General features: G+C 65.8%; 19 protein-coding genes. 6 read left to right on the top strand and 13 right to left on the bottom strand.

The annotated features are described in order from the left end of the window. Window positions 1-80: 80 nt before the first annotated feature. Together B3098_RS09745 and panD are read right to left on the bottom strand one after the other, a co-directional pair. Window positions 81-1,127: a CDP-6-deoxy-delta-3,4-glucoseen reductase gene (locus B3098_RS09745; RefSeq protein WP_175139257.1), complete on the bottom strand. Its 1,047-nt coding sequence runs from the start codon at window positions 1,125-1,127 to the stop codon at window positions 81-83. Between the two features lie 69 nt (window positions 1,128-1,196). After that, window positions 1,197-1,565, bottom strand: coding sequence for an aspartate 1-decarboxylase (gene panD, locus B3098_RS09740; protein WP_039883066.1), 369 nt, complete (start codon window positions 1,563-1,565; stop codon window positions 1,197-1,199). Window positions 1,566-1,772: 207 nt separating this feature from the next. Here panD and sugE point away from each other — a divergent pair, with 207 nt between their 5' ends. After that, window positions 1,773-2,090, top strand: a complete 318-nt coding sequence (gene sugE, locus B3098_RS09735) for a quaternary ammonium compound efflux SMR transporter SugE (RefSeq protein ID WP_175125056.1) — start codon at window positions 1,773-1,775, stop codon at window positions 2,088-2,090. Between the two features lie 67 nt (window positions 2,091-2,157). On the opposite strand, the gene B3098_RS09730 is transcribed toward sugE, so the two are convergent. The 6 genes from B3098_RS09730 to B3098_RS09705 form a co-directional block, all read right to left on the bottom strand. Further along, the gene (locus tag B3098_RS09730) at window positions 2,158-3,030 is read right to left on the bottom strand and encodes an MOSC domain-containing protein (RefSeq protein ID WP_279974624.1); all 873 of its coding nucleotides are present in this window, start codon (window positions 3,028-3,030) and stop codon (window positions 2,158-2,160) included. A 122-nt stretch (window positions 3,031-3,152) separates the two neighbouring features. After that, a complete protein-coding gene (thpD, locus tag B3098_RS09725; protein ID WP_175184944.1) occupies window positions 3,153-4,079 on the bottom strand; it encodes an ectoine hydroxylase in 927 nt (308 codons plus the stop codon). A 15-nt stretch (window positions 4,080-4,094) separates the two neighbouring features. Then, the gene (locus B3098_RS09720) at window positions 4,095-4,493 is read right to left on the bottom strand and encodes an ectoine synthase (RefSeq protein ID WP_056571502.1); all 399 of its coding nucleotides are present in this window, start codon (window positions 4,491-4,493) and stop codon (window positions 4,095-4,097) included. Beyond that, window positions 4,490-5,797: a diaminobutyrate--2-oxoglutarate transaminase gene (gene ectB / locus B3098_RS09715; RefSeq protein WP_239214650.1), complete on the bottom strand. Its 1,308-nt coding sequence runs from the start codon at window positions 5,795-5,797 to the stop codon at window positions 4,490-4,492. The genes B3098_RS09720 and ectB overlap by 4 nt, the downstream gene beginning before the upstream one ends. A gap of 124 nt (window positions 5,798-5,921) precedes the next feature. Then, window positions 5,922-6,482, bottom strand: coding sequence for a diaminobutyrate acetyltransferase (gene ectA / locus B3098_RS09710; protein ID WP_286894755.1), 561 nt, complete (start codon window positions 6,480-6,482; stop codon window positions 5,922-5,924). Then, window positions 6,479-7,027, bottom strand: a complete 549-nt coding sequence (locus B3098_RS09705; protein ID WP_246282994.1) for a MarR family winged helix-turn-helix transcriptional regulator — start codon at window positions 7,025-7,027, stop codon at window positions 6,479-6,481. The genes ectA and B3098_RS09705 overlap by 4 nt, the downstream gene beginning before the upstream one ends. Before the next feature lie 273 nt (window positions 7,028-7,300). Between B3098_RS09705 and B3098_RS09700 the strand changes: the two genes are divergently transcribed. Both B3098_RS09700 and B3098_RS09695 read left to right on the top strand, forming a co-directional pair. Beyond that, on the top strand, window positions 7,301-8,233 hold the full coding sequence (locus tag B3098_RS09700) for a MurR/RpiR family transcriptional regulator (protein WP_286894752.1): 933 nt from the start codon (window positions 7,301-7,303) through the stop codon (window positions 8,231-8,233). A 47-nt stretch (window positions 8,234-8,280) separates the two neighbouring features. After that, a complete protein-coding gene (locus B3098_RS09695; protein WP_286894750.1) occupies window positions 8,281-9,621 on the top strand; it encodes an aspartate aminotransferase family protein in 1,341 nt (446 codons plus the stop codon). A gap of 52 nt (window positions 9,622-9,673) precedes the next feature. On the opposite strand, the gene B3098_RS09690 is transcribed toward B3098_RS09695, so the two are convergent. The 4 genes from B3098_RS09690 to parE all read right to left on the bottom strand — a co-directional run bounded on the left by B3098_RS09690 (window position 9,674) and on the right by parE (window position 15,898). After that, entirely contained in the window at window positions 9,674-10,876 is a 1,203-nt protein-coding gene (locus B3098_RS09690; RefSeq protein ID WP_286894748.1) for a DUF418 domain-containing protein, read from the bottom strand. A 79-nt stretch (window positions 10,877-10,955) separates the two neighbouring features. Next, window positions 10,956-13,292: a DNA topoisomerase IV subunit A gene (parC, locus tag B3098_RS09685; protein ID WP_286894746.1), complete on the bottom strand. Its 2,337-nt coding sequence runs from the start codon at window positions 13,290-13,292 to the stop codon at window positions 10,956-10,958. A 45-nt stretch (window positions 13,293-13,337) separates the two neighbouring features. Further along, complete coding sequence (locus tag B3098_RS09680) at window positions 13,338-13,937, bottom strand: YcxB family protein (protein ID WP_286894744.1); 600 nt, start codon at window positions 13,935-13,937, stop codon at window positions 13,338-13,340. Continuing rightward, the gene (gene parE / locus B3098_RS09675; protein ID WP_286894742.1) at window positions 13,937-15,898 is read right to left on the bottom strand and encodes a DNA topoisomerase IV subunit B; all 1,962 of its coding nucleotides are present in this window, start codon (window positions 15,896-15,898) and stop codon (window positions 13,937-13,939) included. The genes B3098_RS09680 and parE overlap by 1 nt, the downstream gene beginning before the upstream one ends. A gap of 324 nt (window positions 15,899-16,222) precedes the next feature. Here parE and trxA point away from each other — a divergent pair, with 324 nt between their 5' ends. Together trxA and rho are read left to right on the top strand one after the other, a co-directional pair. Continuing rightward, window positions 16,223-16,549: a thioredoxin TrxA gene (trxA, locus tag B3098_RS09670; RefSeq protein ID WP_006218534.1), complete on the top strand. Its 327-nt coding sequence runs from the start codon at window positions 16,223-16,225 to the stop codon at window positions 16,547-16,549. Between the two features lie 116 nt (window positions 16,550-16,665). Beyond that, window positions 16,666-17,925, top strand: coding sequence for a transcription termination factor Rho (gene rho / locus B3098_RS09665; protein WP_043541410.1), 1,260 nt, complete (start codon window positions 16,666-16,668; stop codon window positions 17,923-17,925). A gap of 63 nt (window positions 17,926-17,988) precedes the next feature. On the opposite strand, the gene B3098_RS09660 is transcribed toward rho, so the two are convergent. Beyond that, window positions 17,989-21,621: a YhdP family protein gene (locus B3098_RS09660; protein WP_286894732.1), complete on the bottom strand. Its 3,633-nt coding sequence runs from the start codon at window positions 21,619-21,621 to the stop codon at window positions 17,989-17,991. Window positions 21,622-21,724: 103 nt separating this feature from the next. Between B3098_RS09660 and glnE the strand changes: the two genes are divergently transcribed. After that, entirely contained in the window at window positions 21,725-24,520 is a 2,796-nt protein-coding gene (gene glnE, locus B3098_RS09655; protein ID WP_279974636.1) for a bifunctional [glutamate--ammonia ligase]-adenylyl-L-tyrosine phosphorylase/[glutamate--ammonia-ligase] adenylyltransferase, read from the top strand. The last annotated feature ends 29 nt before the right edge of the window (window positions 24,521-24,549 follow it).

The following is a 24,549-nucleotide window of genomic DNA, read 5'->3' as shown; positions in this document are numbered from 1 at the left end:
CGCGTACCCCCGGCAGGCCGCTGCCAAAGCAGTTTACCTTGCCGCTTTGCCGCCGCCTAAGTAATAAAAAAACATATTACTTAAGACCCGGCCTTCGCCAGATCGGCCTCGGACGTGAAGGCGTCCGCATAGAACTCTTCCGGCGGCAGACCGTTCTGGGCGCTGAACTCGCGGCGGGCCGCATCGACCATCAGCGGCGTGCCGCAGGCATAGACCTGGTGCCCGGAAAGATCCGCGATGTCGTGCATCACGGCTTCGTGGACGAAGCCGGTGCGGCCGGTCCAGTTGTCTTCCTGCAGCGAATTGGACACCACCGGCACGTAGCGGAAGTTCGGCAGTTGCGCGGACCAGGACTGCGCCAACGCGTCCATGTAAAGGTCTTGCGGACGGCGGCCGCCCCAGTACAGCGCGACCGGACGGTTGATGTTCTTGTGGATCATGTGTTCGACGATCGCCTTGACGGGCGCGAAGCCCGTGCCGCTGGCCAGCAGAACGATCGGCTTGTCGCTGTCTTCGCGCAGGAAGAACGATCCGAAGGGCCCTTCCAGGCGCAGGATCTCGCGTTCCTTCATCTGCGTGTCGCCGGCGCCGAACACGTGATCGGTGAAGAGTCCTCCCGGCATGTGCCGGATGTGCAGTTCCAGCGGGCTGCCGGTGTGCGGCGCGCCAGCCATCGAATAGCTGCGGCGGCGGCCGTCCTTCAGGATGATTTCGACGTACTGGCCCGCGTAATAGCGGAACTGTTCGGAAGCCGGCAATTGCAGCTTGAGGACCGTGACGTCCGGCGCGACGCGTTCCATGGTCTGGACGCGCGACGGCAGCTTGCGAATCTGGATGTCGCTGGCCAGTCGGACCTCGGTGGATTCGACCACGAGGTCGGATTCCGGCCGGGCCTGGCAGAACAGCGTGTAGCCGTCGGCCAGTTCTTCCGGCGACAGGATCTGCGCGGGGTACTGGCCGGCGTCGAACTCCCCGGACACCACTTTGCCCTTGCAGGTGGAGCACGCGCCGTTGCGACAGCTGTAAGGCAGGACGATGCCCGCCGCCAACGCGGCGTCGAGCACGGTCTGGCCGGGCTCGACCGGGAATTGATGCTTGCTGGGTTGGATGATGACCTGGAAGCTCATGATGAAACGGTTCAGAGGCGACGAAGCGCTATCCGGCTGTGCCGGGAAGGCGCTCCGCCCGGCCCGGCGTCATGCCGGGAACTTGCGGATTTCCTTGACGCGGTTGGCGTCGTCCACGAGCACCACCTGGGGCTTGTGCTTGGCCGAATCTTCTTCGGACATCGGGCCGTACGTGCAGATGATGAGCAGGTCGCCCACCTGGGCCCGCCGCGCAGCCGCGCCGTTCAGCGAGATGGCGCCGCTGCCGCGGGCCGCCTTGATGATGTAGGTGTCGAAGCGTTCACCGTTAGTCACGTTGTAGAGTTCGATGCGTTCGAACTCGCGCATGCCGGCAGCGTCGAGGAGGTCTTCGTCGATGCCGCAAGATCCTTCGTAGTGAAGGTCGGCTTCGGTGACCGTGACGCGGTGCAGCTTTGCCCGCAGCATGATGCGTTGCATAAAAAATTCCTGGTTTCGCGGCCCGGACCGCGAAGTGTTGCAAGGTTGATGCCCGGCATCCGGATTTGCCGTCGAAAGCCGGTATTCTATAATTTTTGCCGCAGCGGGACGGCCCGTTGCTGCGCACAGTCAAACGGCTGGCGCGTTTTCCGGGGACGACCCCATTTATGCCGGCGCCTTGCCGGCAACGCAACATGGGAGTCGTGAATGACCTGGATCATCCTGGTATTGGCTGGCCTATTTGAAATCGTCTGGGCCGTCGGCCTGAAATACACGCACGGATTCACCCGGCTTGGCCCCTCCATCGTTACGGTGGGCGGCATGCTGGTCAGTTTTTGGCTGCTGGCCCTGGCCATGAAAACCCTGCCGCTGGGCACGGCCTACGCCGTGTGGGTGGGTATCGGCACGATTGGCGCCTTTGTGGCCGGCATCGTGCTGTTCGGGGAGTCGGCGAGCTGGCTTCGAATCGCCAGCGTCGCGTTGATCGTGCTGGGCCTCGTGGGCCTGAAGCTTTCCACGCCGTAAGGCTCCGGCCGGGCTGGGCTTAAGGCACAGGGTCCAGACCAGCCCCCAGCCCCGTTCGGGCGGCGCGTCAGAAATCCAGTTCGATCTCGACGGCGTCGCCCACCTTGAGCCGCGCCCCCGCCGGCGCATCCAGGATGGCGTTCTGGCCGAACACCACGCCGATGTCCAGATTGCGGTAACCCGCCAGCGTACGGCCCGGTTCCTCGTACTGCTTGGCCGTGCGCTGATCGATGTCCGGAATCGAGCAACGCGTGCACGGCTTGACGAACGCCATCCGCACCCCGGCCGCCGAAATCATGGCGGTGTGGTCTTCCTCGAAGGCTTCCCATTCGCCCTCGACCACAATATTGGGACGGAACCGGTCCATGGGCACGGGGTCGGCGCCCTTGGCCTGCAGGCGGGCATTCAGGTCGTCCAGCGACGCCTGGTTGGCGATCAGCAGCGGGAACCCGTCGGCAAACCCGAAGCAGTGCTCGCCCACGAAGGCGTCGGCCAGGTCCGGGTGCGCATCGACCCAGCGCGACACCCAGTCGGGCTTGGCGTCGCGGCGCGCCGCGGCGTCCACCTTGAGCAGGCCGCACGGCGTTTGCAGGAACTGGGTCAGCCATTGGGCGGCCGCTTCGCTTTCGCGCCGGGCCCTGGTGGTGTCGGCCCAGACGCCGACCGTGAGGGCCTCGCCGTGCAGACCCGATCCGTCCAACGCGATATCCAGGTCAGCCATGCCAGGCGCCGACAGCCGCAGCGCGTCAGCAGTGAGCGCCGTGCGGATGAGCGCCATGGCCGGCCATTGCCGTTGCGTCATGAACTGGCCCGCGGCGTCCACCACCATCCAGCGCCGGTCATGCGCAAGGCCCGCCCGATCGATGGGAGATTCGGTCAGATCGATGCCCGCGCAGGATTTGACGGGGTAGATATGCAGGCTGAGGATGCGGGCGGACATGGCGGCGATGGCTCAACGAGTGGCGAATGCCGCAGAGAATACAAGAAATGCGGCGCGCCGGACCGCCCGAAAGAGACAAAAAAAGCCCGGGACTAGCCCGGGCCAGATGAGGTGGCGGTTGCTCAGCCGCCGACCAGCTTCAAGGTGTCCAGCGGCGTGACCGCCTTGAATCCCTTGCGCGTCGCGATGTGCTCGGGACGCGGGGTCAGCCCGTACTTGGGCGGGTTCAGGGTGTTCTCCATGCTGTTGTAGACCATGAAGACATTGGCGCGGGGCCACGGCGAGATGTTGCTGTTCGAGCCGTGCATCGTGTTGCAGTCGAAGAACACCACCGAGCCGGCCTTGGCCGTCATCGTGCTGATGCCGCCCTGCTCCACCAGCAATTGCAGGCTGACCGGATCCGGCACGCCGTATTCCTGTTTCTTCAGCGACTGCTTGTAGTGCTCGTTCGGCGTCTCGCCGACGCACGAAATGAACTGCCGATGCGAGCCGGGCACCAGCATCAGCGGGCCGTTGCACTCGTTGTTGTCGGTCAGCAGCACCGAGCAGCTGAGCGCACGCATCGACGGCATGCCGTCCTCGACGTGCCAGGTTTCAAAGTCGGAGTGCCAGTAGAACTCCTTGCCCTTGAAGCCCGGCTTCATATTGGCGCGCGACTGGTGGATGTAGACCTCGGAGCCGAGAATCTGACGTGCCACGTTGACCAGGCGCGGATCGCGCACCAGCCGTGCCAGCATCGGATTGAGCACATGCACCATGAAGATGGAACGCACGGCGTTGCTGCCCGGCTCGGTGATGGCCTCTTCGCGGCGGACGATGGACGGGTCGCGCGTCATGCGCTCGACCTCGGCCGACAGTGCACGCACCTCGGCCTCCGTGAACAGGTTTTCCAGCAGCAGGAAGCCATTGCGGTCGTACTGGCCGACCTGCTCGTCGCTCAGGGCGCTGGCGTACTTGCCGTCTTCATAGACGACCGGGTCCTGACGGGAAATGATGGCGGAACTGCGATCCGTACGGGAGGCGTACGGATCCTGCGCGGGTGAGATCATGCGAACCTCCTTTTATCAGGCCGCGACCGCATCGGGCAGCGCGTAGACACCTTCCTTGTCGTGCACTTCCTGGCCGGTCAGCGGCGGATTGAAGACGCAGATGACGCGCAGCGGCTCCTTGCCGCCGCACAGCCAGTGCTCGTCGTTTTCGTTCAGCGCGTAGACCACGCCGGGACCCAGGTCGTATTTCTTGCCGTCGGCAATGGTCTCGATCGAACCGTCGCCCTCGATGCACCACACCGCCTCAAGATGGTTCTTGTAGTGGATGTGCGTGCGGCCGCCCGGGAAGATGGTGGTCTCGTGGAATGAAAAGCCCATGCCATCCTTCTTCAGCAGCACGCGGCGGCTGACCCAGGTGTCGGTGCGGACTTCGTCGGCGGTGCCGATCACATCTTTGACATTACGTACGATCATTGACGTTTTCCTCCAAATTTCAGGATGCGGGCAGACTGCCCCTCATCGGCCAGCGCTTCGGCCACGCTGGCCTCGATCAGATCCAGGCCCTTGGCCAGCAGGTCTTCCTCGATCGTCAGCGCGGGCAGCAACTTCAGCACTTCATCGTGCGCGCCCGACGTTTCGATCACGACGCCCTTCTTGAAAGCGCATTGGGCGATGCGGTTGGACAGCGCCGGATTGCCGTTGGACACGAGGCCCTGGATCAGGCCGCGGCCACGCGCCGACAGGCCGGCGTTGGGATAGCTGTGCACCAGGTTTTCAAGCCAGTCGCCGACCAGGCGTTCCTTGCGCTGGATGTCGGCCGTGAATGCGGCGTTGGTCCAGTAGGTTTCCAGCGCCTGCGTGGCGGTGACGAACGCCAGGTTGTTGCCGCGGAAGGTGCCGCTGTGTGCGCCGGGCTTCCAGATGTCCAGTTCGGGCTTCATCAGCACCAGCGACATCGGCAGGCCAAAGCCGGATAGCGACTTGGACAGCGTGATGATGTCGGGGCGGATGCCGGCGGTTTCGAAGCTGAAGAACGTGCCGGTGCGGCCGCAGCCGACCTGGATGTCGTCCACGATCAGCAGCATGTCGTGGCGCTTGCACAGTTTTTCCAGCTCTTTGAGCCAGCGCAGCGTGGCCACATTGACGCCGCCTTCGCCCTGCACCGTTTCCACGATGACGGCGGCCGGCTTGTCCATGCCGCTGCTCGGGTCTTCCAGCATGCGTTCCATGTACGCCATGGTGTCCACGTCCGGACCGAAGTAGCCGTCGTAGGGCATGAAGGTCGTGTTGCCGAGCGCATAGCCGGCGGCGTCACGGAACTTCATGTTGGCCGTGGCGGCCAACGAGCCGCCGCTCACGCCGTGAAAGCCGTGCGTGAACGAGATCACGTTGGGACGGCCCTTGACCTGGCGCGCGATCTTCAGCGCGGCTTCGACGGCATTGGTGCCGGTCGGGCCGGTGAATTGCAGCGTGTACTGCCAGTTGCGCGGCTTGAGCAGCACGCGATCCACCGTCTCCAGGAAACGCTTCTTCGCGCTGGTGGCCATGTCCAGGCCGTGGACGACGCCGTCCGCCTGCACATACTCCAGCAGCTTTTCCTTGAGAACAGGATTGTTGTGGCCGTAGTTCAGCGTGCCTGCGCCGCTGAAGAAGTCGATGTATTCGGCGCCATCTTCATCGATGAGCGTCGAGCCACGGGCCTGATTGAATATCACGGGAAACGACCTGATGTAGCCCCGCACTTCAGACTCCATGCGGTCAAAGATCTTCAAGTCCATGATTAATCCTCCCTTTTCAACTCATTAATTGACGGACGGCCTGATCCCGCCAGGTGCGGCAAGCGCACCCGGACAGTTAGAACCATCACGGTAACTCGATAAGCCCTTCAGGCCTGTGACGCCCCTACGGGGACGGCAAGGCGAACGAACCTATCCTCAACAGCATCTCGTCGTCATGGTCCGCGCCGCCGAAGAGTTGCCGGTCGAAGAACGGCTGTTCGGAAACGTGGGCGCCTACTTCGGCGGCCAGGCCGGCGAAGGTGCGGCGCGAAGCCTGGTTGTCAGGCCCCACCGTGGTTTCAAGATAGCGGACATGCGCCAGGCCCTTGCGCTGCAAGAGTTCCCGGAGCATGGCGCGGCCAAGGCGTTGGCCGCGAGCGCGGGCGTGCACCGCAACCTGCCAGACGAACAGGACGTCGGGGCGGGACGGGTCCACATATGCGGAGATGAAACCATTGATGCGTCCCCCGGCGCTTTCAGCCAGGACGCAGGTGTCGCGGAAGTGCTCGCACAGGAGCAGGTACGCGTAGAGGGAATTCAGGTCGAGCGGCGGGCACTCGGAAATGAGGCGGTGGATCGCGGCGCCGTCTTTGCGGTCGGGCAGACGCATGGTATGGGTCTGCGCGCTGACCGCCGGCGCCACGGCACTTGAGAGTATGGGGGAGTCCAGTTCGTTTTTCTTCATGCAACGATTCCCGATTCTGGGGGTGCCCCGCCCGTGGGCACTTCAAGGATGGGCGACGACACGTCTCCATGCGTGTCGACTGCGGCCTGACCGTCCTGTTCCATGAGCGTCACGATGCGCTCCAGGGACAGGGTGATGGTGGCCTGTTCCAATTCCGGCAAGGCATTGAGCGCGTCAGCCAGATGCTTTTGCAGCGGCGACGGCGCGCCTTGCGCCAATTCCTGTCCCGCCTCGGTGGCGGTGACGAACACGATGCGGCGGTCTTCACGGCCCCGCTCGCGGCGGATGAGCGCCTTGTCTTCCAGGCGATCCAGGATGCCGACCACCGTACTGGGGCTGACGTGCATCTCGCGGCTGATCGCGGTGGCGGTCATCGGACCGTTGGCGATCACGGTGCGCAGGCACATCAGCTGCGGCGCAGTGATGTGGCTGACCGCGGACAACTGGCGCGAATGCAGCGCGATCGAACGCGTGATGCGGCGCAGGGCTCGCAAAATGCGCAGGTCGTACTGCTGAGTGGTTTCGGTTTTCGCGGCGTCAGTCATGGATACAGATGGTTCGGGCAAAATCATTTCTACACGAATCATATGCGCCCGATTTATTCGAGTCAAACAAAAACCCGGGCACGATGTAAATAAATGAACGCGGATTTGGCGAGGATGACCGCAGTATGAAAGGACTTGTCAGCATGCTGTGTCCGCTATGCCAGGGGGCTGTGAGCGGCATCCGCCTGCTGGATGGCCCGAACAAAAAACATATGTTTTGTTCATGATGTTTTATTTATCATATGTTTTTACCGTTTATCCGCCCCTGCCAACATGTCCTTGCCCGCTTCCCTGCTCCCCACCCTCCAGGCAAAGCTGGAACAACTGCCGCCCGAATTGCAGCGGGCGGCGCGCTGGGTCGTGGCGAATCCCGCGCAGGTGGGACTCTGGTCGATGCGCCGGCAGGCGCAGACGCTCGGCGTGGCGCCCGCCACGATGTTGCGCCTGGCTCGCGCGTTGGGCTATGGCAGCTACGAGGATTTCCGCCAGCCGTTCCAGCAGGCGCTGGCGGCACAGGGCGAGCCGGGCCTGCGCGACCGCGCCGCTGCCCTGCAGGCTGCGGCGGGTGCGTCCGCCGAACCCGGCCACGATGCATTGACCGGGTATCAGGTCCAGGCCATCACCTCGGTCTGCGCGCTGAACCCGCCCGCAACGTTCGACGCCACCGTGCAAACCCTTTTGGACGCGCGTCAGGTCGGTTTCCTGGGCACGCGCTCGGCCTTCGGCATTGCATTCCAGATGCGCTACGCCTATCAGCTCGTGCGGCGCAACAGTGTCCTGATCGACGGGCTGGGCGGCGCGGCGGCCGAGCAGATCGACAACCTGACCGCGGGCGATGCGCTGATCGTCATCTCGCAGGCGCCCTATCCCGCCGCCACCGTGGCGCTGGCACGCCAGGCCGCGCGGCGCGGCGTGGCCGTGGTGGCGCTGACCGACGACCCGCTGTCGCCGCTTGCCGGAGACGCCCGCCACACGCTGCGCTTTGCCCCGTCCGGCCGCGATGGCGTGCAAGCCAGGCCGGCGCGCCAGGGGCCGGGCTCGTTCTTCCACACGACCGCCGGTCTGCTTGGGCTGGCCGAACACCTGATCGCACGGCTGACGGCCCTCGGCGGCGACGCGGTGCTGGACCGGCTGGCCGAAGTCGAGCAGCGCCTGCGCACTGATAACGTCTATTGGACCGGCGCCCCCGCGCGCCGCCACGGCTGAGGCGCCCGAGCCAACGCCACCCTCAACCTGACCCAGGAACCCGCAGCATGAGCCAAACCCACATCCTGCATCGCTCCCTTCGCCATACGCCCCCCGTCGCCGTGCGCGGCCAGGGCGTCTGGATCCATGACAGCGCGAGCCGCGCATATCTGGACGGCTCAGGCGGCGCGGCCGTGTCCTGCCTGGGCCACAATCATCCGGACGTCCAGGCGGCCCTGCACGCGCAGATCGACGCGCTGGCCTATGCCCACACCAGCTTCTTCACCACCGACGTCGCTGAAAAGCTGGCGGCCCGCCTGGTGGCGGACGCGCCCGCCGGCACCTCCCATGCGTACTTCGTATCGGGCGGGTCCGAAGCGGTGGAAGCGGCGCTCAAGATGGCGCGCCAGTATTTCGTCGAAATCGGCCAGCCACAGCGCCGCCACATCATCGCGCGGCGGCAGAGCTATCACGGCAATACGCTCGGCGCGCTGGCGGTCGGCGGAAATGCCTGGCGGCGCGCACAATTCGCGCCGCTGTTGATCGAGGTCGAGCACGTTTCGCCGTGCTATGCCTACCGCGACCAGCGCAGCGACGAAACCGCCGAACAATACGGCGAGCGGCTTGCAGAGGAACTGGACGCGGCCATCCTGCGCCTCGGCCCGGACGCTGTCATGGCATTCGTGGCCGAGCCGGTGGTGGGCGCGACGTCTGGCGCGGTGACCGCCGTGCCGGGGTACTTCCGCCGCATCCGCGAGGTCTGCGACCGCCACGGCGTGCTGTTCATCGCCGACGAAGTGATGTGCGGCATGGGCAGGACCGGCACGCTGTACGCCGTCGAACAGGAAGGCGTGACGCCGGATCTCATCACCATCGCCAAGGGGCTGGGCGGCGGCTATCAGCCCATCGGGGCAGTCATGGCGCAACAGCACATCGTGCAGGCGATGCAGCAAGGCAGCGGCTTTTTCCAGCATGGCCACACGTATCTTGGCCACGCGCTGGCGTGCGCGGCCTCGCTGGCGGTGCAGGACGTGATCCGGCGCGACGGGCTGCTTGAGCGCGTGCGGGTGCAAGGCGCAGGCCTGGCGCAGCGTCTGCAGGCGGCGCTGGGCGAACACCCGCATGTGGGCGACATCCGCGGCCGGGGTCTCTTCATGGGCGTGGAGCTGGTTCAGGACCGCGCCACCAAGCAGCCCTTCGATCCCGAATTGACGCTGCATGCGCGGATCAAGCGCGAGGCGATGGCGCGGGGTTTGATGGTGTATCCGATGGGCGGCACCCTCGATGGACGACAGGGCGATCACGTCCTGCTCGCGCCGCCTTTCATCATTTCCGACGACGAACTGGATCAACTGACGGAACGGCTGACCGGCGCCATCGACGCCGCGATCGCGCAGACGCGGGGTTAGCCGTCCACCGCAACGGCCGCCGAGCGGCGATCCTCCGCCCCGCGCCGCCTGATCAGCCTGCGCCCGCCCGCCGCCAGGGCGGGCGCGCGCCGATGGTGAGCGCGCGCAGGAACCATTCCACGGGTCCATAGGCGTGATGCCGCAGCCACCAGGCAGACAACGGCAACTGGGCGGCAAAGATGGCCACCGCAATCAGAAACGCGGCCAGAGGCGTCACGGCGGCGTACAGCCGCAGGCCCCACGCCGTGAAGAGAAACGCGCAGACCACCGATTGCATCAGGTAGTTGCTCAGCGCCATCCGCCCTGCCGGGGCCAGCCAGACCCCAAGGCGCTCGCCCGGCCCCGTGCGGAGCGCCAGCAGGAACGCCGCCCCGTACGACAGGCTCAGGAGCGGCGCGGTGAACAGGCCCACGGCCAGGCCCGGCAATTCCCACATCACGCGCGCCTGCGGCAAGGCGCTGGTGGCATACGCTGCGGCGCCTGCCAGTCCGGGCAGGACGCCCAACGCGCACAACAATCCGAGGGCGCGGCGCGAGCGCCAGGGATCCGCCAGCGCATTGCGCCGCCCCAACGCATACCCGGCCAGGAACATGGCGAAGACGAACGGCCCTTGCACGAACAGCACCGTAAACCAGATGGCTTCGGTGAGTTCCTTGATGTGCTGCGCGACCGTGGTGCCCACGGTGCCGCGGTACGCCTCGATGGAGGCCAGTGCGTCGGCCTTGTATTGCAGCGCGTAGCCGGCCGGAACGGGGTCCAGAAAGCTCAACGCGCCCAGAATCCCCCACACCGCCGATGCCAGCGCAATCAGCCACAGGGCAACGCGCAGCGCCCGGCCCGGGTCCATGCGCCGACATAAAAGCAGCGCAAGGCCCAACAAGGCGTAGGTCACCAGGATGTCGCCCTGGTAGAACAGGATGGCGTGCGCCATGCCCAAGGCCGCCAGTCCCAATAACCGGCGCAGAAAGCGCGGTGCGAAGGCCGCGTCGGCGCGCTCGGCCGCCGACATCTGCAGCGTGAAGCTGTAGCCGAACAGGAAGGAAAACAGCAGGTAGAACTTGGTTTCGAACAACCAGGCGACCAGCCAGCGGACCGTCACGTCCACGGGGCTGGAATACACCGGATCCGGCACGCCCCCGCCATAGAACGGAAAGGCGAAGACGTTGATGTTGACGACCAGGATGCCGAAGAGCGCGAAGCCGCGCAGGGCATCGACGTGCGCAAGGCGCGGCCGGGCGGCGAGGTCGATGCTCATGCGGGCCTCTGGAAGGCAACCCGGCGGCGCAAGTGGCGCGCGCCGCCGGGCGTTTTCGGCGTCAGGCGGCGCGCAGGCGTCAACCCAGCACCGGCGACAGCAACGGCTGCTTGGGCCGCACGTCCAGCGCGCGGCCCTTGCGGGCCCGCTTGCCGACGTAGACGGCCAGGTCCGCACCCGCCAGGATGTCCTCGGTCATCTTGTTGCGGTAGATGCCGGTGGCGCGCAAGCCCTTCGGGCCGATCGGCACGGTCTGGTCGAGCTTGTCCGCGCCGTCCAGTCCCATCAGGATGGTGCCGCGTCCGCCGCCCGACAGCGACTTGACCTCGTCCAGGCCGAAGACCAGGAACTTGCCCTTTTGCGACAGCAGCGCCAGTTGCTGGGCGCCCGCAAACAGCGGCACCGGACGCAGCAGTTCGTCGCCCGTTTCCAGCGTGATGAACTGCTTGCCCGCGCGCTGGCGGCTGACCATGTCGGACAGCTTGGCCGCGAAGCCATAACCGCCGCGGGTGGCCAGCAGCCAGCGGCTGTCGGCCGAGGCAGCGATCGTATGGACGATGCGCGTGCCGGATTCCAGGTCGATCATCGTGGTGACCGGTTGGCCGTCGCCACGCGCCGACGGCAGTCCGGACACCGGCACCGAGTAGACCCGGCCGTTGTCGCCGACCGCAATCAGCGTGTCGGTGGTGCGGCACTCGAAGGCGCCGTACAGGTCGTCGCCCTGCTTGAAGCCAAATTGCGAAGCGTCATGGCCGTGGCCCTGACGCGCACGCAGCCAGCCCTTCTGCGACACGACTATGGTGACCGGCTCGTCCAGCACCTTGGTTTCCAGCACGGCGCGCTCGGCGGTTTCGATCAGGGTGCGGCGCTCGTCGCCATATTGCTTGGCGTCGGCTTCGATTTCCTTGATCAGCAGGCGCTTGAGCGTCGTGGGGTTGTCCAGCAGCTCCTGCAGCGAGATCTGCTCCTTGCGCTTGTCGGCCAGTTCCTGCTCGATCTTGAAGCCTTCCAGGCGGGCCAATTGGCGCAGGCGCATTTCCAGGATGTCTTCGGCCTGGCGCTCGGACAGCTTGAAGCGTTCCATCAGGGCGGCGCGGGGCTCGTCGGATTCGCGGATGGTCTGGATGACCTCGTCCACGTTCAGGTAGACGACCATGCGGCCTTCCAGCACATGGATGCGGTCGATGACCTTATCCAGGCGGAAGCGCGTGCGGCGCACGACGGTGTTGGTGCGGAATGCCAGCCACTCGACCAGGATGTCGCGCAGGCCCTTCTGGCGCGGCCGGCCGTCGGTGCCGATGCACACCAGATTGACGCTGGCGCTGCCTTCCATGCTGGTCTGCGCCAGCAGCGTGTTGACGAACTCGTCGCGGTCCACCCGCGACGTCTTGGGTTCGAAGACCAGGCGCACCGCGGCGTCCTTGCCGGATTCGTCGCGCACGGCATCCAGCAGGTTCAGCATCACGGCCTTGGCCTGCGTCTGCTCGGGCGTCAGGCTCTTCTTGCCCGTCTTGACCTTGGGATTGGTGATTTCCTCGATTTCTTCCAGCACCTTCTGGCCGGACGTGCCCGGGGGCAGCTCGTTGACGACCAGTTGCCACTGGCCGCGCGCCAGTTCTTCAAACTGCCAGCGCGCGCGCACCTTGAGCGAGCCGCGGCCCCCTCCGTAGATCTGCGCGATATCGGCAGCCGGGGTGATGATCTGTCCGCCGCCCGCGAAGTCCGGGCCGGGGATCATGGCGTACAGCTCCTCGTCCGGCAACTGCGGCTGCTTGATGAGCGCCACGCAGGCCTGGGCGACTTCGCGCAGGTTGTGCGGCGGAATCTCGGTGGCCATGCCGACGGCAATGCCCGAGGCGCCGTTTAGCAGCATCACAGGCAGGCGCGCCGGCAGCATCTGCGGCTCTTGCTGGCTGCCGTCGTAGTTGGGCACGAAATCGACGGTGCCCTCGTCCAACTCGTCGAGCAGCAGCTTGGCGATGGGCGTGAGCCGCGCTTCCGTGTAACGCATGGCGGCGGCGTTATCGCCGTCGCGCGAACCGAAGTTGCCCTGGCCGTCGATCAAGGGATAGCGCAGCGAGAAATCCTGCGCCATGCGGACCATGGCGTCGTACGCGGCCTGATCGCCATGCGGATGGTATTTACCCAGCACGTCGCCCACGACGCGCGCGGATTTGACGGGTTTGGCGCCGGAGCCCAGCCCCATCGCCTGCATCGCAAACAGGATGCGGCGCTGAACGGGCTTCTGCCCGTCGCCCACGTCGGGCAGCGCGCGGCCGCGCACCACGGAAACCGCGTAGTCCAGATAGGCCTGTTCCGCGTAGCGCGCCAGCGTGATGGCGGCGTTGCCGTCACCGTCGCCGTCGCCGCCGGGCGGGTTGGAGTCAAACAGGCCGGGTTGATTGCTGTCGGTCATGATGGTTTCAGGTAAACAAATTCATCGAAACGGCGTCAATGCGCCTCAGGCGGACGGGGCCATGAGCTGGGTGTCGGCAACGTGCGCGCGGATCTGGGCGCGCACGGCTTGCAGCGTGGCGGCGTCCTGCCCGCGCTTGGGGATGATCACGCCCTGCAGGGTGCCGAGGATGACGTAGAGATGTTCGGGGGTTTCTTCGACCCGCCGCACGTCGGTCCACGCCATCTGCCCGGAAGCAGAGGCGGTGCTGTCGGTGACGCCGTCGGGGCCGAAATCAAGTTCGTGCCGACCCAGATACAGGGTGTCCGGCTGCTTGGCCAGCATGCGGCGCGTGTTCATCCGCACGAGTCCGGGCAGCACGTATTCGTAAGCCAGGGCCAGCAGCGCGAGGATGCCCAGCCCGACCGCCAGCCCCTGGAAGTACACCGGCAGGATCGCGCCCCAATTGGGGCCCTTGCCGTCCCAGGTCTGCCAGATCAGGTACGCAAGCAGCGCGACGATCATCAGGACGCCGAAGCGCAAATGAGACCGGTAGCGGCGGCGGCGCAGTTCCGGCCGTTTGTACACATAAGCGGCGAAATCCGCGTAGTCGTCGGCGGTCAGGTCGACGACCATGCGGGCTTGCCCGGGCGCGGACGGCGTCATCAGATGTCGAGCTCCGCCAGGTTGCCCTTTTCTTCGATCCAGGCGCGGCGTTGCGAGGACTCGCCCTTGCCCATCAGCATGTCGAACATGCGGGTGGTGTCGTCGGGCGTCTGGTCGCCGTAGCCCACGGGCAGCAGACGGCGCGTGTCCGGGTTCATGGTGGTTTCCCACAGTTGCTCGGGGTTCATTTCGCCCAGGCCCTTGAACCGGCTGACGGCCCACGCGCCTTCGCGCACGCCTTCCTTGCGCAGCTTGTCCTGCGCGGCTTCAAGTTCGCCTTCATCAAGACAGTAGATCTTGCGCGCGGGACGCTTGCCCTGCGCGGGCACATCCAGGCGGAACAGCGGCGGCTTGGCGACGTACACGTTGCCAGCCTCGACGAGCTTGGGGAAATGCCGGTAGAACAGCGTCAGCAGCAGCACCTGGATGTGCGAGCCGTCGACGTCCGCGTCCGACAGGATGCAGATGCGGCCGTAGCGCAGGCCGGACAGGTCGGGCGTATCGTTGGGACCGTGAGGGTCGACGCCGATGGCCACGGAAATGTCGTGGATCTCGTTGTTGGCAAAAAGACGGTCGCGGTCGACTTCCCAGGAATTGAGCACCTTGCCGCGCAGCGGCAGGATGGCCTGGAATTCCTTGTCGCGGCCCATCTTGGCCGAGCCGCCGGCCGAGTCGCCCTCGACCAGGAACACTTCAGTGCGCGTGGCGTCGCTGGACTCGCAGTCAGTCAGTTTGCCGGGCAGCACCGCCACGCCGGAACTCTTGCGCTTTTCGACTTTCTGGGCCGAACGCTGGCGCGCCTGCGCCTGCCGGATGGCCAGTTCCGCGAGCTTCTTGCCGTATTCGACGTTGCTGTGCAGCCAGAGGTCGAGCGCGCTCTTGGAAAAACCGCCCACCAGCCGCACGGCGTCGCGGCTGTTCAGGCGTTCCTTGATCTGGCCCTGGAATTGAGGGTCCAGCACCTTGGCCGACAGCACGAAGCTGGCGCGGGCGAACACGTCTTCAGGAAGCAGCTTCACGCCCTTGGGCAGCAGGCTGTGCAGTTCGGCAAAGCCCTTCACCGCGCCGAACAGGCCTTCGCGCAGGCCGGACTCATGCGTGCCGCCGGCCGGCGTGGGAATGAGGTTGACGTAGGACTCGCGTACCGCGTTGCCGTCGTCGGTCCAGGCGACCACCCATTGGGCGCCCTCGCCTTCGGCGAAGTTTTCGTGGTCGGCGCCGGCGTATTGTTCGCCCTCGAAGAACGGCACCATCAGTTCGGCGCCCGCCAGGGCCTCGGCCAGGTAGCCGCGCAGGCCGTCCTGATATTGCCAGGTCTTGGTGTCGTTGGTTTTCTCGTTGACGAGCGTGACCTTCACGCCCGGCAGCAGCACAGCCTTGCTGCGCAGCAGATGCGTCAGCTCGCCCAGCGGGATATTGGGGCTGTCGAAGTATTTGGCGTCCGGCCAGACGCGCACGCGGGTGCCGGACTTCTTGCGGCCGCCCTGATCGTAGGGCGCCAGGGGTTCGGCGACGTCGCCGCCCTTGAACACCAGGCGGCTCACGGCGTTGTCGCGCCAGACGATGACTTCCAGGCGGGTGGCGAGCGCGTTGGTGACGGACACGCCGACGCCGTGCAGGCCGCCCGAGAAGGCGTAGGCGCCGCCGCCCGCCTTGTCGAACTTGCCGCCGGCGTGCAGGCGCGTGAACACGAGTTCGACGACGGGCGCGTTTTCTTCGGGGTGCAGGCCGACGGGAATGCCGCGGCCATCGTCCTCGACGGATACGCTGCCATCTGCATGCAGCGTGACCTGGATCTGTTTGCCGTAGCCGGCCAGGGCCTCGTCTGCGGCGTTATCAATGACCTCCTGCACGACGTGCAGGGCGTTTTCGGTGCGGGTGTACATGCCCGGGCGCTGCCGCACGGGTTCCAGCCCCTTCAGGACGCGGATGGACGCCTCGTTGTAACGTGGAGTGGCCAAGTTATCCCCAACATCTGTGGAAAAAAACCGACATTTTACGGATAAGCCTAGATTCTGCGCGGCTCCGGGTGGGATGCGCACGACCTGACCAGGTCCGATTTCGGTAGGATGATGACAGTCACAACCGCCGATCCGGGCTTTGACTTCCCGGACCGCGACAGCTGCGCCGCAACATCCTACACAAAAACCTGCAAACCCTGTTGTTATTAACAGTGGTATGCCTGTTGTTATTGACAGTGGTATGCTTGAGTCCATTCCACAAACAAGAACAACGGCAAGGCGCGTATTCACGCGCCTTTTGCTGCCGAACCGAGAATCACCATCATGAGCGACCAAATCAAGAACGTCAGTGACGCCAGCTTCGATGCCGATGTGTTGAAATCCGGCCAGCCGGTGCTGGTGGACTACTGGGCTGCCTGGTGTGGCCCCTGCAAGATGATCGCCCCGATCCTGGAAGAAGTCGCCACCGAATACGCTGGCCGTCTGACGATCGCCAAGCTGAACGTGGACGAGAACCAGGGCACCGCCACCAAGTACGGCATCCGCGGCATTCCGACCCTTATGCTCTTTAAAGACGGCCAGGCTGCCGCCACCAAAGTTGGCGCGCTGTCGAAGTCGCAACTCACCGCATTCCTGGACGGCGCGTTGTAAATCGCGTGCTGTAAACGAGGGCGCCGCCGCATAGGCGGCGCTCATTCAGTACCGCGCGAGCCCGTCCGTGGCGCGCCGCCAGACCCTCCTTTACTTTTCCCCCAACACTCACCGCGATGCACCTCAACGAACTGAAGGCGCTGCACGTCTCGCAGCTGCTCGAAATGGCCGCTGGCCTGGAAATCGAGAACGCCAACCGCCTGCGCAAGCAGGAACTGATGTTCGCCATCATGAAGCGGCGCGCCAAGCAGGGCGAGCAGATCTTCGGCGACGGCGTTCTTGAAGTCCTGCCCGACGGCTTTGGTTTCCTGCGTTCGCCGGAAACCTCGTATCTGGCCAGCACCGACGACATCTACATTTCTCCGTCGCAGATCCGCCGTTTCAATCTGCACACCGGCGATTCCATCGAAGGCGAAGTGCGCACCCCCAAGGATGGCGAGCGCTACTTTGCCCTGGTGAAGGTGGACAAGGTCAACGGCGTGGCCCCTGAGGCGATCAAGCATCGCATCATGTTCGAGAACCTGACGCCGCTGCATCCGAACCGCGTCATCCGCCTGGAACGCGACATCAAGAGCGAGGAAAACCTCACCGGCCGGATCCTCGACGTCTTCGCCCCCATCGGCATGGGCCAGCGCGGCCTGATCGTCGCCAGCCCCAAGTCCGGCAAGACGGTGATGATGCAGCACATCGCGCATGCCATCACCACCAACTATCCCGACGCGGTCATGATCGTCCTGCTGGTCGACGAACGCCCGGAAGAAGTGACCGAAATGCAGCGCACCGTGCGCGGTGAAGTGGTGGCGTCGACCTTCGACGAACCCGCCACGCGTCACGTGCAAGTGGCCGAAATGGTCATCGAAAAGGCCAAGCGCCTGGTCGAAATGAAGAAGGACGTCGTGATCCTGCTGGACTCGATCACCCGTCTGGCCCGCGCCTACAACACCGTCGTGCCGGCTTCCGGCAAGGTGCTGACCGGCGGTGTGGACGCCAACGCCCTGCAACGGCCCAAGCGTTTCTTCGGCGCGGCGCGTAACCTGGAAGAAGGCGGCTCGCTGACCATCCTGGGCACCGCGCTGATCGAAACCGGCAGCCGCATGGATGAAGTCATCTATGAAGAATTCAAGGGCACCGGCAACTCCGAAGTCCACCTCGAGCGCCGCCTCGCAGAAAAGCGCGTCTACCCGTCCATCAACCTGAACAAGTCGGGCACCCGCCGCGAAGAGCTGCTGATCGCCCCGGACCTGCTGCAGAAGGTGTGGGTGCTGCGCAAGTTCATCCACGACATGGACGAAGTCCAGTCCATGGAATTCATCCTGGACAAGATGCGCGCCACCAAGACCAACGCCGAATTCTTCGACATGATGAAGAAGAAGTAAGCGGAACGTCCGCGCCAAAGAAAGCCGCCCTTGCCAAGGGCGGCTTTTTTCATGGGCGGCGGCTCAATGTTCGATGAATTCCGGCATCCGGCGCGGCGTGGCATTCGCGGGGCGCGGCGTCTGCTTGGCCGGTTCCTTGCCAGCTTCGATCGGCTCGATGCTGGGATCGTCCCAGCTGCCTGTGACGGCGTATTCCATGGTCATTGCGCGGGCGAGCGGCTGCTTGAGCAACCATTGCGTGACAAAAGCGCCCAGGCCGATCAGCGGATTGACCGCCAGAGCGGTGACCATCGCCGCGCCGCTGGCGTCCAGATTCGGAATCACCACCGCTTTCATGTCCCAGCGTTCCTTGACGAGGTTCACGCCTCCGGCCAAGACGATGGCCGCGACCGGCCCGTTGATCTTGTAGCCTTCGGTGGTCAGCATGCCGTCGGCCACCTTGACGTTCCCGCGAATGGTGTCGAACGGAAAGCCGTCGCGCAGCAGGTTGGTGGGATTGACGTCCAGCCGTGCCAACCGCTGCAGCGATTGCAGCGACAGCAACTCCAAGAGGCGCGCGGTGCGGGAATTCACGTGCATGAAGCGGCCGTTGTCCAGGCTGACGACCACGTCCCCCACCACGTCGGCAATGTTGTGTGTCCACGGCAGGTTGCGCCAGGTCGCCTTGCCCTGGATCGTTCCCTTGCCGTTGGACACCACGTTCTCGAAGCCGATCCGACCCATGAAGTCACCGACGTTCTCCAGCTTCAGCAACGCGTCGACGGTCAGGCCGCGGTTCGGACCTTCCAGCCCCCAACTCCCCGTGGCGTTCAGGGCCGCCGAATCGTTGGTGATGGAGAGCTTGTCCAGCCGCCACTGCCGTCCGCGTTCCAGATTGGTGCCCGTGACCTGAAGCGCCCCCAGGTTCTTGCCGTACAGCATGAACTGGTTGGCTTGCAGGTCGATGGCGGGGATGTCGGACAGGTCGTTGCCGGACGCCAGCGCCTTGTCGGCCTGGTTGGCGTCGCCCTCGCCCGCGATCGACAGATGTTTCAGGCGAGCGGTGATCTGGCCGGCGATGGCGCCCTGCGCCTCACGCCACTCCAGCGTGCCCGCCGCCTGCCGCGATTCCAGTTCGACGCGCCAGCGCGCCGGCGCGGGACGCGTGGCGTACAGCGTCAGGTCATTGAAGGTGAAACCGCTGGCGTGCAGCACGCTGGCCGCCAGGCTGATGCGCTCGGGCTGCGGCAGGATGGGCTTGGCGGACGGCCTGCCCTTGACGGGCGGCTCGTCGAATCCGTCCGAAACCTTTTCCCAGCCGTCCATGTCCAGCTCGGGCAGGCTGGCGTTCAGGCTCAGCCCGCGTTCCGGCAGGCTGGCTGGCCGCCCGACGCCCAGCGCCCCGCGCGAAAAATACGACGACGAGCCATCGGCCGGGTCCCGCTCGAACAGCGCATTCACGTTGTCGCCCAGGCTGGCCGTGAGCCAGCGCCGGTCGCGCGCGCCGCGGTCCTGTGCCGGCGACCATTGCAGCTTCAACAGCTGCGCGGACTTGGCGGGCTTGCCGGCCGGCGCGGGCATGTCGATCGCCATGCCGACCAGGTCGGACTCGGCCGAGATGTCGATTGCACCGCCCTTCAGGTAGATCAGCCGGCCCTTGTACGCCGCACGGCCGGTAAAGCGCGACATCGACGGCGCGCGGCTCAACTGCGACAGGCCGGGCCCCGATAGCGTGCCGTCAAAACGCAGCGCGTCCGTGCCTTGCGCCAGCGTGCCGTAGATGTTGACGGGGCCGCCCAGGAACTGCGCGCGGATGCCCTTGGTCTGCACGCCTTTTTCCGAGAATTCCAGATCACCGTGGATCTGGCTGAGCACCGGGATCTCGGGCATGAAGCTGAACGAATTGTCCGAGAACTTGATGCGCCCCACCACTTGCGTGTCATCGGTGTTGAGCAGCGGCACGGTCAGATCGAGCGGCATGCGCCAGTCGCCGGTGCCGTGCGCCTCGTCCAGCGCCCCGTCCAGCAGCTCGCCAAGCGGAGAATTCGCCGCCAGCGCCAGGTACGCCGCCACCGGCCCGGAGGTGTCGCCGGTGACGCGAAGCTGCGAGTCGTGCTCCATGTTCGGAATGGCGGCTTTCACCTTGCCCAGCGTGACGGTATGTCCCTGCCCGGTATGGGCCACGGCGCCGCCCGCGCTATCCAGCGCCAGGCTGACCTTGTCGATGCGAAAACTGCCCGACAGGTTTTCCAGCATCGGCCAGCCCTTGTGGTGCTTGCGCGCCGGCGCGTAATCGACCTTGGCGCCGGAATAGTTGCCGGCGATGACGAACTCGCCGGTCGAGCCCGGTGCGCCATACGGAAAGTCGTCCAGATCGCCCTTGAGCGTGATGGCCGCCGAATGCATCTGCCCGGCGGGCAGGCCGGACGCCAGCCATTCACGGGCGTCCGCATTCACTTCGAGCGGCAGATACCGGTGAATGGCCGACATCGACCCGCGGACCATCGTACCGCGCACGTCGACGCTGCCCGCCGCGGTCTTGCCTTCGGGCCGCCATTGGCCTTGCAGGCGTGCTTCCAGGTCTTCATTGGCAAGGCGCAACTGCGCCACGTCCACGAACCAATGCGCCGGATCCGGCCCCTTGACCTGGGCATCGAGCTCCAGGTCGTCGGCCCGTAGCGTCGGCGTCTCGAAGACGCCGGGCAGCGTCACGCGCAGTTGATGCAGCGCCCCCTTGACGGCCACGTCAGGCGCGCCCTTGCTGCGCCCCAGCGGCACGCCTTCAATCTTCACGTAATCGCCAGGCCACACGGAAAAGCGCAACTGGCCCGACCCGCTCTGGACAGCGGGGCCGTCCGGCGCCGAAATCCAGGACACGCCGCGCACGGCGACGTCGCTGGTCAGTTCGGTGAACTTGCCGTGATCCAATTGCCACCACGCCCGAGCCGCCAGCCGGCCGGCGACCGCGGGCACGTCGATCCACGGCGCCCAGGCCTGCGGCTCCACGTCGTCGGCCTGCGCAAAAATCTGGCCGCTCCAGTTGGCGGGCTTTTTGGCGTCGACGCCAAACAGTCCACGGTTGAATTCCCCGCGCAGTTCCAGCTTATGCGCCAGCGCGGGCCCTGCGGAGGCCTGCAGCACGAACCGGTGCGACAGGCTGCCATTGCGCACCAGGAAGTCGACGCCTTCCAGTGTCAGTTCCGGCGCCTGGCGCAATTCGTCCTGCCAGCGCAGCGTGGCGTCGCTGACCAGCAGCTCGCGCTGCGCCGCCAGCCAGCGCAGGCCCGGATGATTGAGGTCGGAGGCATGGTCGCTCGCATTCAGGTCGATGTCCTGACCGGCGACCCACAGATGATTGGACGCGTCCCGCCGCAGCGTGAGTTCCGGCTTTTCCAGCCGCAGCCGCACCAGCGTGGGCGACAGCGACAGCAGGCTGCGCCATGCCACGACCGCGGACACGGACGGCAGGCTCAATACCGGATCGGCCTCGTCGTCGTAGACCTGGACGGCAGCGAGATCGAGCCTGGGATTGAGCCCTTGCCAGTTCGCCTTGATCGCGCCGATCGTAACGCGGGCGCCCAACGCCTGGCTGGCGTAGGCTTCGATCTGAGGGCGCCACTGATCCACCCGCGGGAGGACCCAGTAGCGCACGCCCAGAAACCCGATGGCGACGACGCCATAGACGGTCAGCGCGGCCCAGAACAGGCTGCGGAGCACTTTTTTTGGAACAGACACGGATCAGTGGGCAGGAGGAGATGTCTTGCAGTATCGTCCCCACTTATACCTGAAACACGTCCATCCGTCTGCCGCCCTTTGCACCATGTCGAAACCATCCTTGATCGCTCCCGCCCTCGCCTGGTCCGGCCATCTGCGCCGCCGCCTGGACGCCCACCCGGACCTGGCCGCCTGGTTGGACGAGGCCGTGAAACACCCCGTGACACCCGACCTGATGGCGCAATGGCAGAACGAACTGGCCGGCCCCGCCTCGGCCGCCTCCGCCGCCTTGCCGGTGGACGTCTGCCGCATGGTGCTGCGCAAGCTGCGCGAACGCGTCTTCAGCGTGCTGATCGTGCGCGACCTGACCGGGCAAGCGCCGCTTGAAGAGGTGGTGGGCGCCATGACCACGCTGGCGGACATGGCAGTGGCTGCCGCCTACCGCAGCGTGACGGCGGAACTGTCGGCCGTGCACGGCATGCCGCGCGACCCGGCCACCGGCAAACCGCAGGAGATGCTCATCGTCGGCATGGGCAAGCTGGGCGGCTGCGAGCTCAACGTCTCGTCCGACATCGACCTCATCATGCTGTACGGCGAAGAAGGCGAAACCGACGGCCCGCGCCGCATCAGCCATCACGAGTTCTACGGGCGCCTGACCCGCCGCATGATGCCGGTCCTGTCCGAGGTGGACGCCAACGGCCAGGTGTTCCGCACCGACCTGCGCCTGCGCCCGGACGGCGACGCCGGTCCGCTGGCCTGGAGCCTGGATGCCCTGGAGCACTACCTGATCGGCCAGGGCCGCGAATGGGAGCGCTATGCGTGGCTGAAGGCGCGGCTGATGCCCGCGCAGGCGTTCGAAGACAGCGACAGCGCCGCGCAGGCCCGGCAACTGGAAAGCCTGCGCGTGCCCTTCGTCTACCGCAAGTATTTCGATTTTGACGCGCTGGCCGCGCTGCGCGCGCTGCGCGAGCGCATCCGCCAGGACTGGCAGCGCCGCGCGTCGGCGCGCAATGGCATCGACAGCGCCAACAACATCAAGCTGGGCGACGGCGGCATCCGCGAGATCGAGTTCGTGGTGCAGCTTGCGCAATTGATTCGCGGCGGCCGCATGCCGGCGCTGCAAAAGCGGGGGCTGCTCGAAGCGCTGCATGCCGAGTGCGTGGCGGGTCTGATCCCCGAGGACGATGCCCGCCGGCTGGAAGAGGCCTATCGTTTCCTGCGCCGCACCGAGCATGCGCTGCAGTACCGCGAAGACGAGCAGACCCACCTCTTGCCCGGAGACCCCGACCTGCGCGCCGCCCTGGCCGCGGCGCTGGGGATGACGGCCGAAGACTTTGAAAGCACCTTGGCGGCACACCGCGAGTTCGTGTCGCAGACCTTCCGCAACGTATTCCGCATGGTCGGCATGGGCGAGGAAGAAGCCGCACCCGCCACCGCCCCGGACGCCACCGCAGACGCCACGCCGTCCAGCCAGCCCGAGCCTGACAGCGAATGCGAACTGAGCGAGCAGATCCGCCAGGCGTTCGGCAACGACGCAGACGATCTGCTGCGCCGCGCCGAGACGCTATCGGGCAGCCATCGCGTGCGCAGCCTGCCGGAAAGCAGCCGCCGCCGCATGGAGGTTCTGCTGCCGGCCGCCCTGCGCGCCGCGCTGCAGACGCCGGCGCCGCATGAAGCGGCGGTGCGCCTGTTCGACCTGATCGAAAAGATTGCGCAACGCAGCGCGTACCTTGCCTTGCTTGCCGAGTACCCGGACACGCTGGCGCGCGTGGCGCGCATGGTGGCCGCCAGTCCGTGGGCCGCGCAGTACCTGACGCAGCATCCGCTGCTGCTCGACAGCCTGATCGACTGGCGCACGCTCTTCGAGCCGCTCGACTTCGGCCAGATTGCCCGGCAGCTCACCGCAGACATGGACGCCTGCCGCCTGCCGGACGGCGATCCGGACGTCGAACGCCAGATGAACCTGATGCGCGACGTGCAGCGCCAGGCCAGCTTCCAATTGCTCGCGCAGGATCTGGAGGGCGAGCTCACCGTCGAAAAGCTGGCCGACCAGTTGTCGGCGCTGGCCGACCTGCTGCTCACCGAAACCATCCGTCGCGCCTGGCCGCTCGTGAACAAGGTCCCGGGCGCCGAGCCGCACTTTGCCGTCATCGCGTACGGCAAGCTGGGCGGCAAGGAACTGGGCTATGCGTCCGACCTTGACCTGGTGTTCCTGTTCGACGACCCGCGCGACGACGCGGCGGAGGTCTACGCCAAGCTGGGACGGCGCATGTCGTCCTGGCTGTCGACCATGACGTCCTCGGGCCGGCTGTACGAAACCGACCTGCGCCTGCGGCCCGACGGCGACGCGGGGCTGCTGGCGGTCTCGCTGGAGGCCTTCGAGCAATACCAGCACAAGCACGCCTGGGCGTGGGAACACCAGGCGCTGACCCGGGCGCGTTTCGCGGCGGGCGACGCCAACCTGGGCGAGCGCTTTGAGAAGATCCGCGCGGACATCCTGGTGGCGCCGCGCGACACGGCCGCGTTGCGCAACGAGGTGCTGGCGATGCGCGAAAAGATCAATGCCGGCCATCCCAACACCACCGACCGCTTCGATCTGAAGCACGATCGCGGCGGCATGGTCGACGTGGAATTCGTGACGCAGTACCTGGTGCTGTGCCACGCGGGCACGCATCCGGTGCTGGTGCGCAACCTGGGCAACATCGCGCTATTGCGCCTGGCCGGCGAAGCCGGGCTGATCCCGCCGGACCTGGCGGCGCGGTCGGGCGACGCCTACCGCACGCTGCGCCGCGTCCAGCACCAATTGCGTCTTCAGGGCGTGGAGAAGGCCCGCGTGGCGCCCGACCAGCTGCAATCAGAACGGGCCGCGGTCCGCGAACTCTGGACGACGGTGCTGGGCTGATGGCAACTCGTCGTAAAATAAGGGTTTTT

This window comes from Achromobacter sp. UBA2119 (assembly GCF_002331005.1).
GTDB lineage: Bacteria > Pseudomonadota > Gammaproteobacteria > Burkholderiales > Burkholderiaceae_B > Achromobacter > Achromobacter animicus.
The sequence above is the reverse complement of the archived record's forward strand: the minus strand, read 5'-3'. Positions and strand labels throughout refer to the sequence as shown.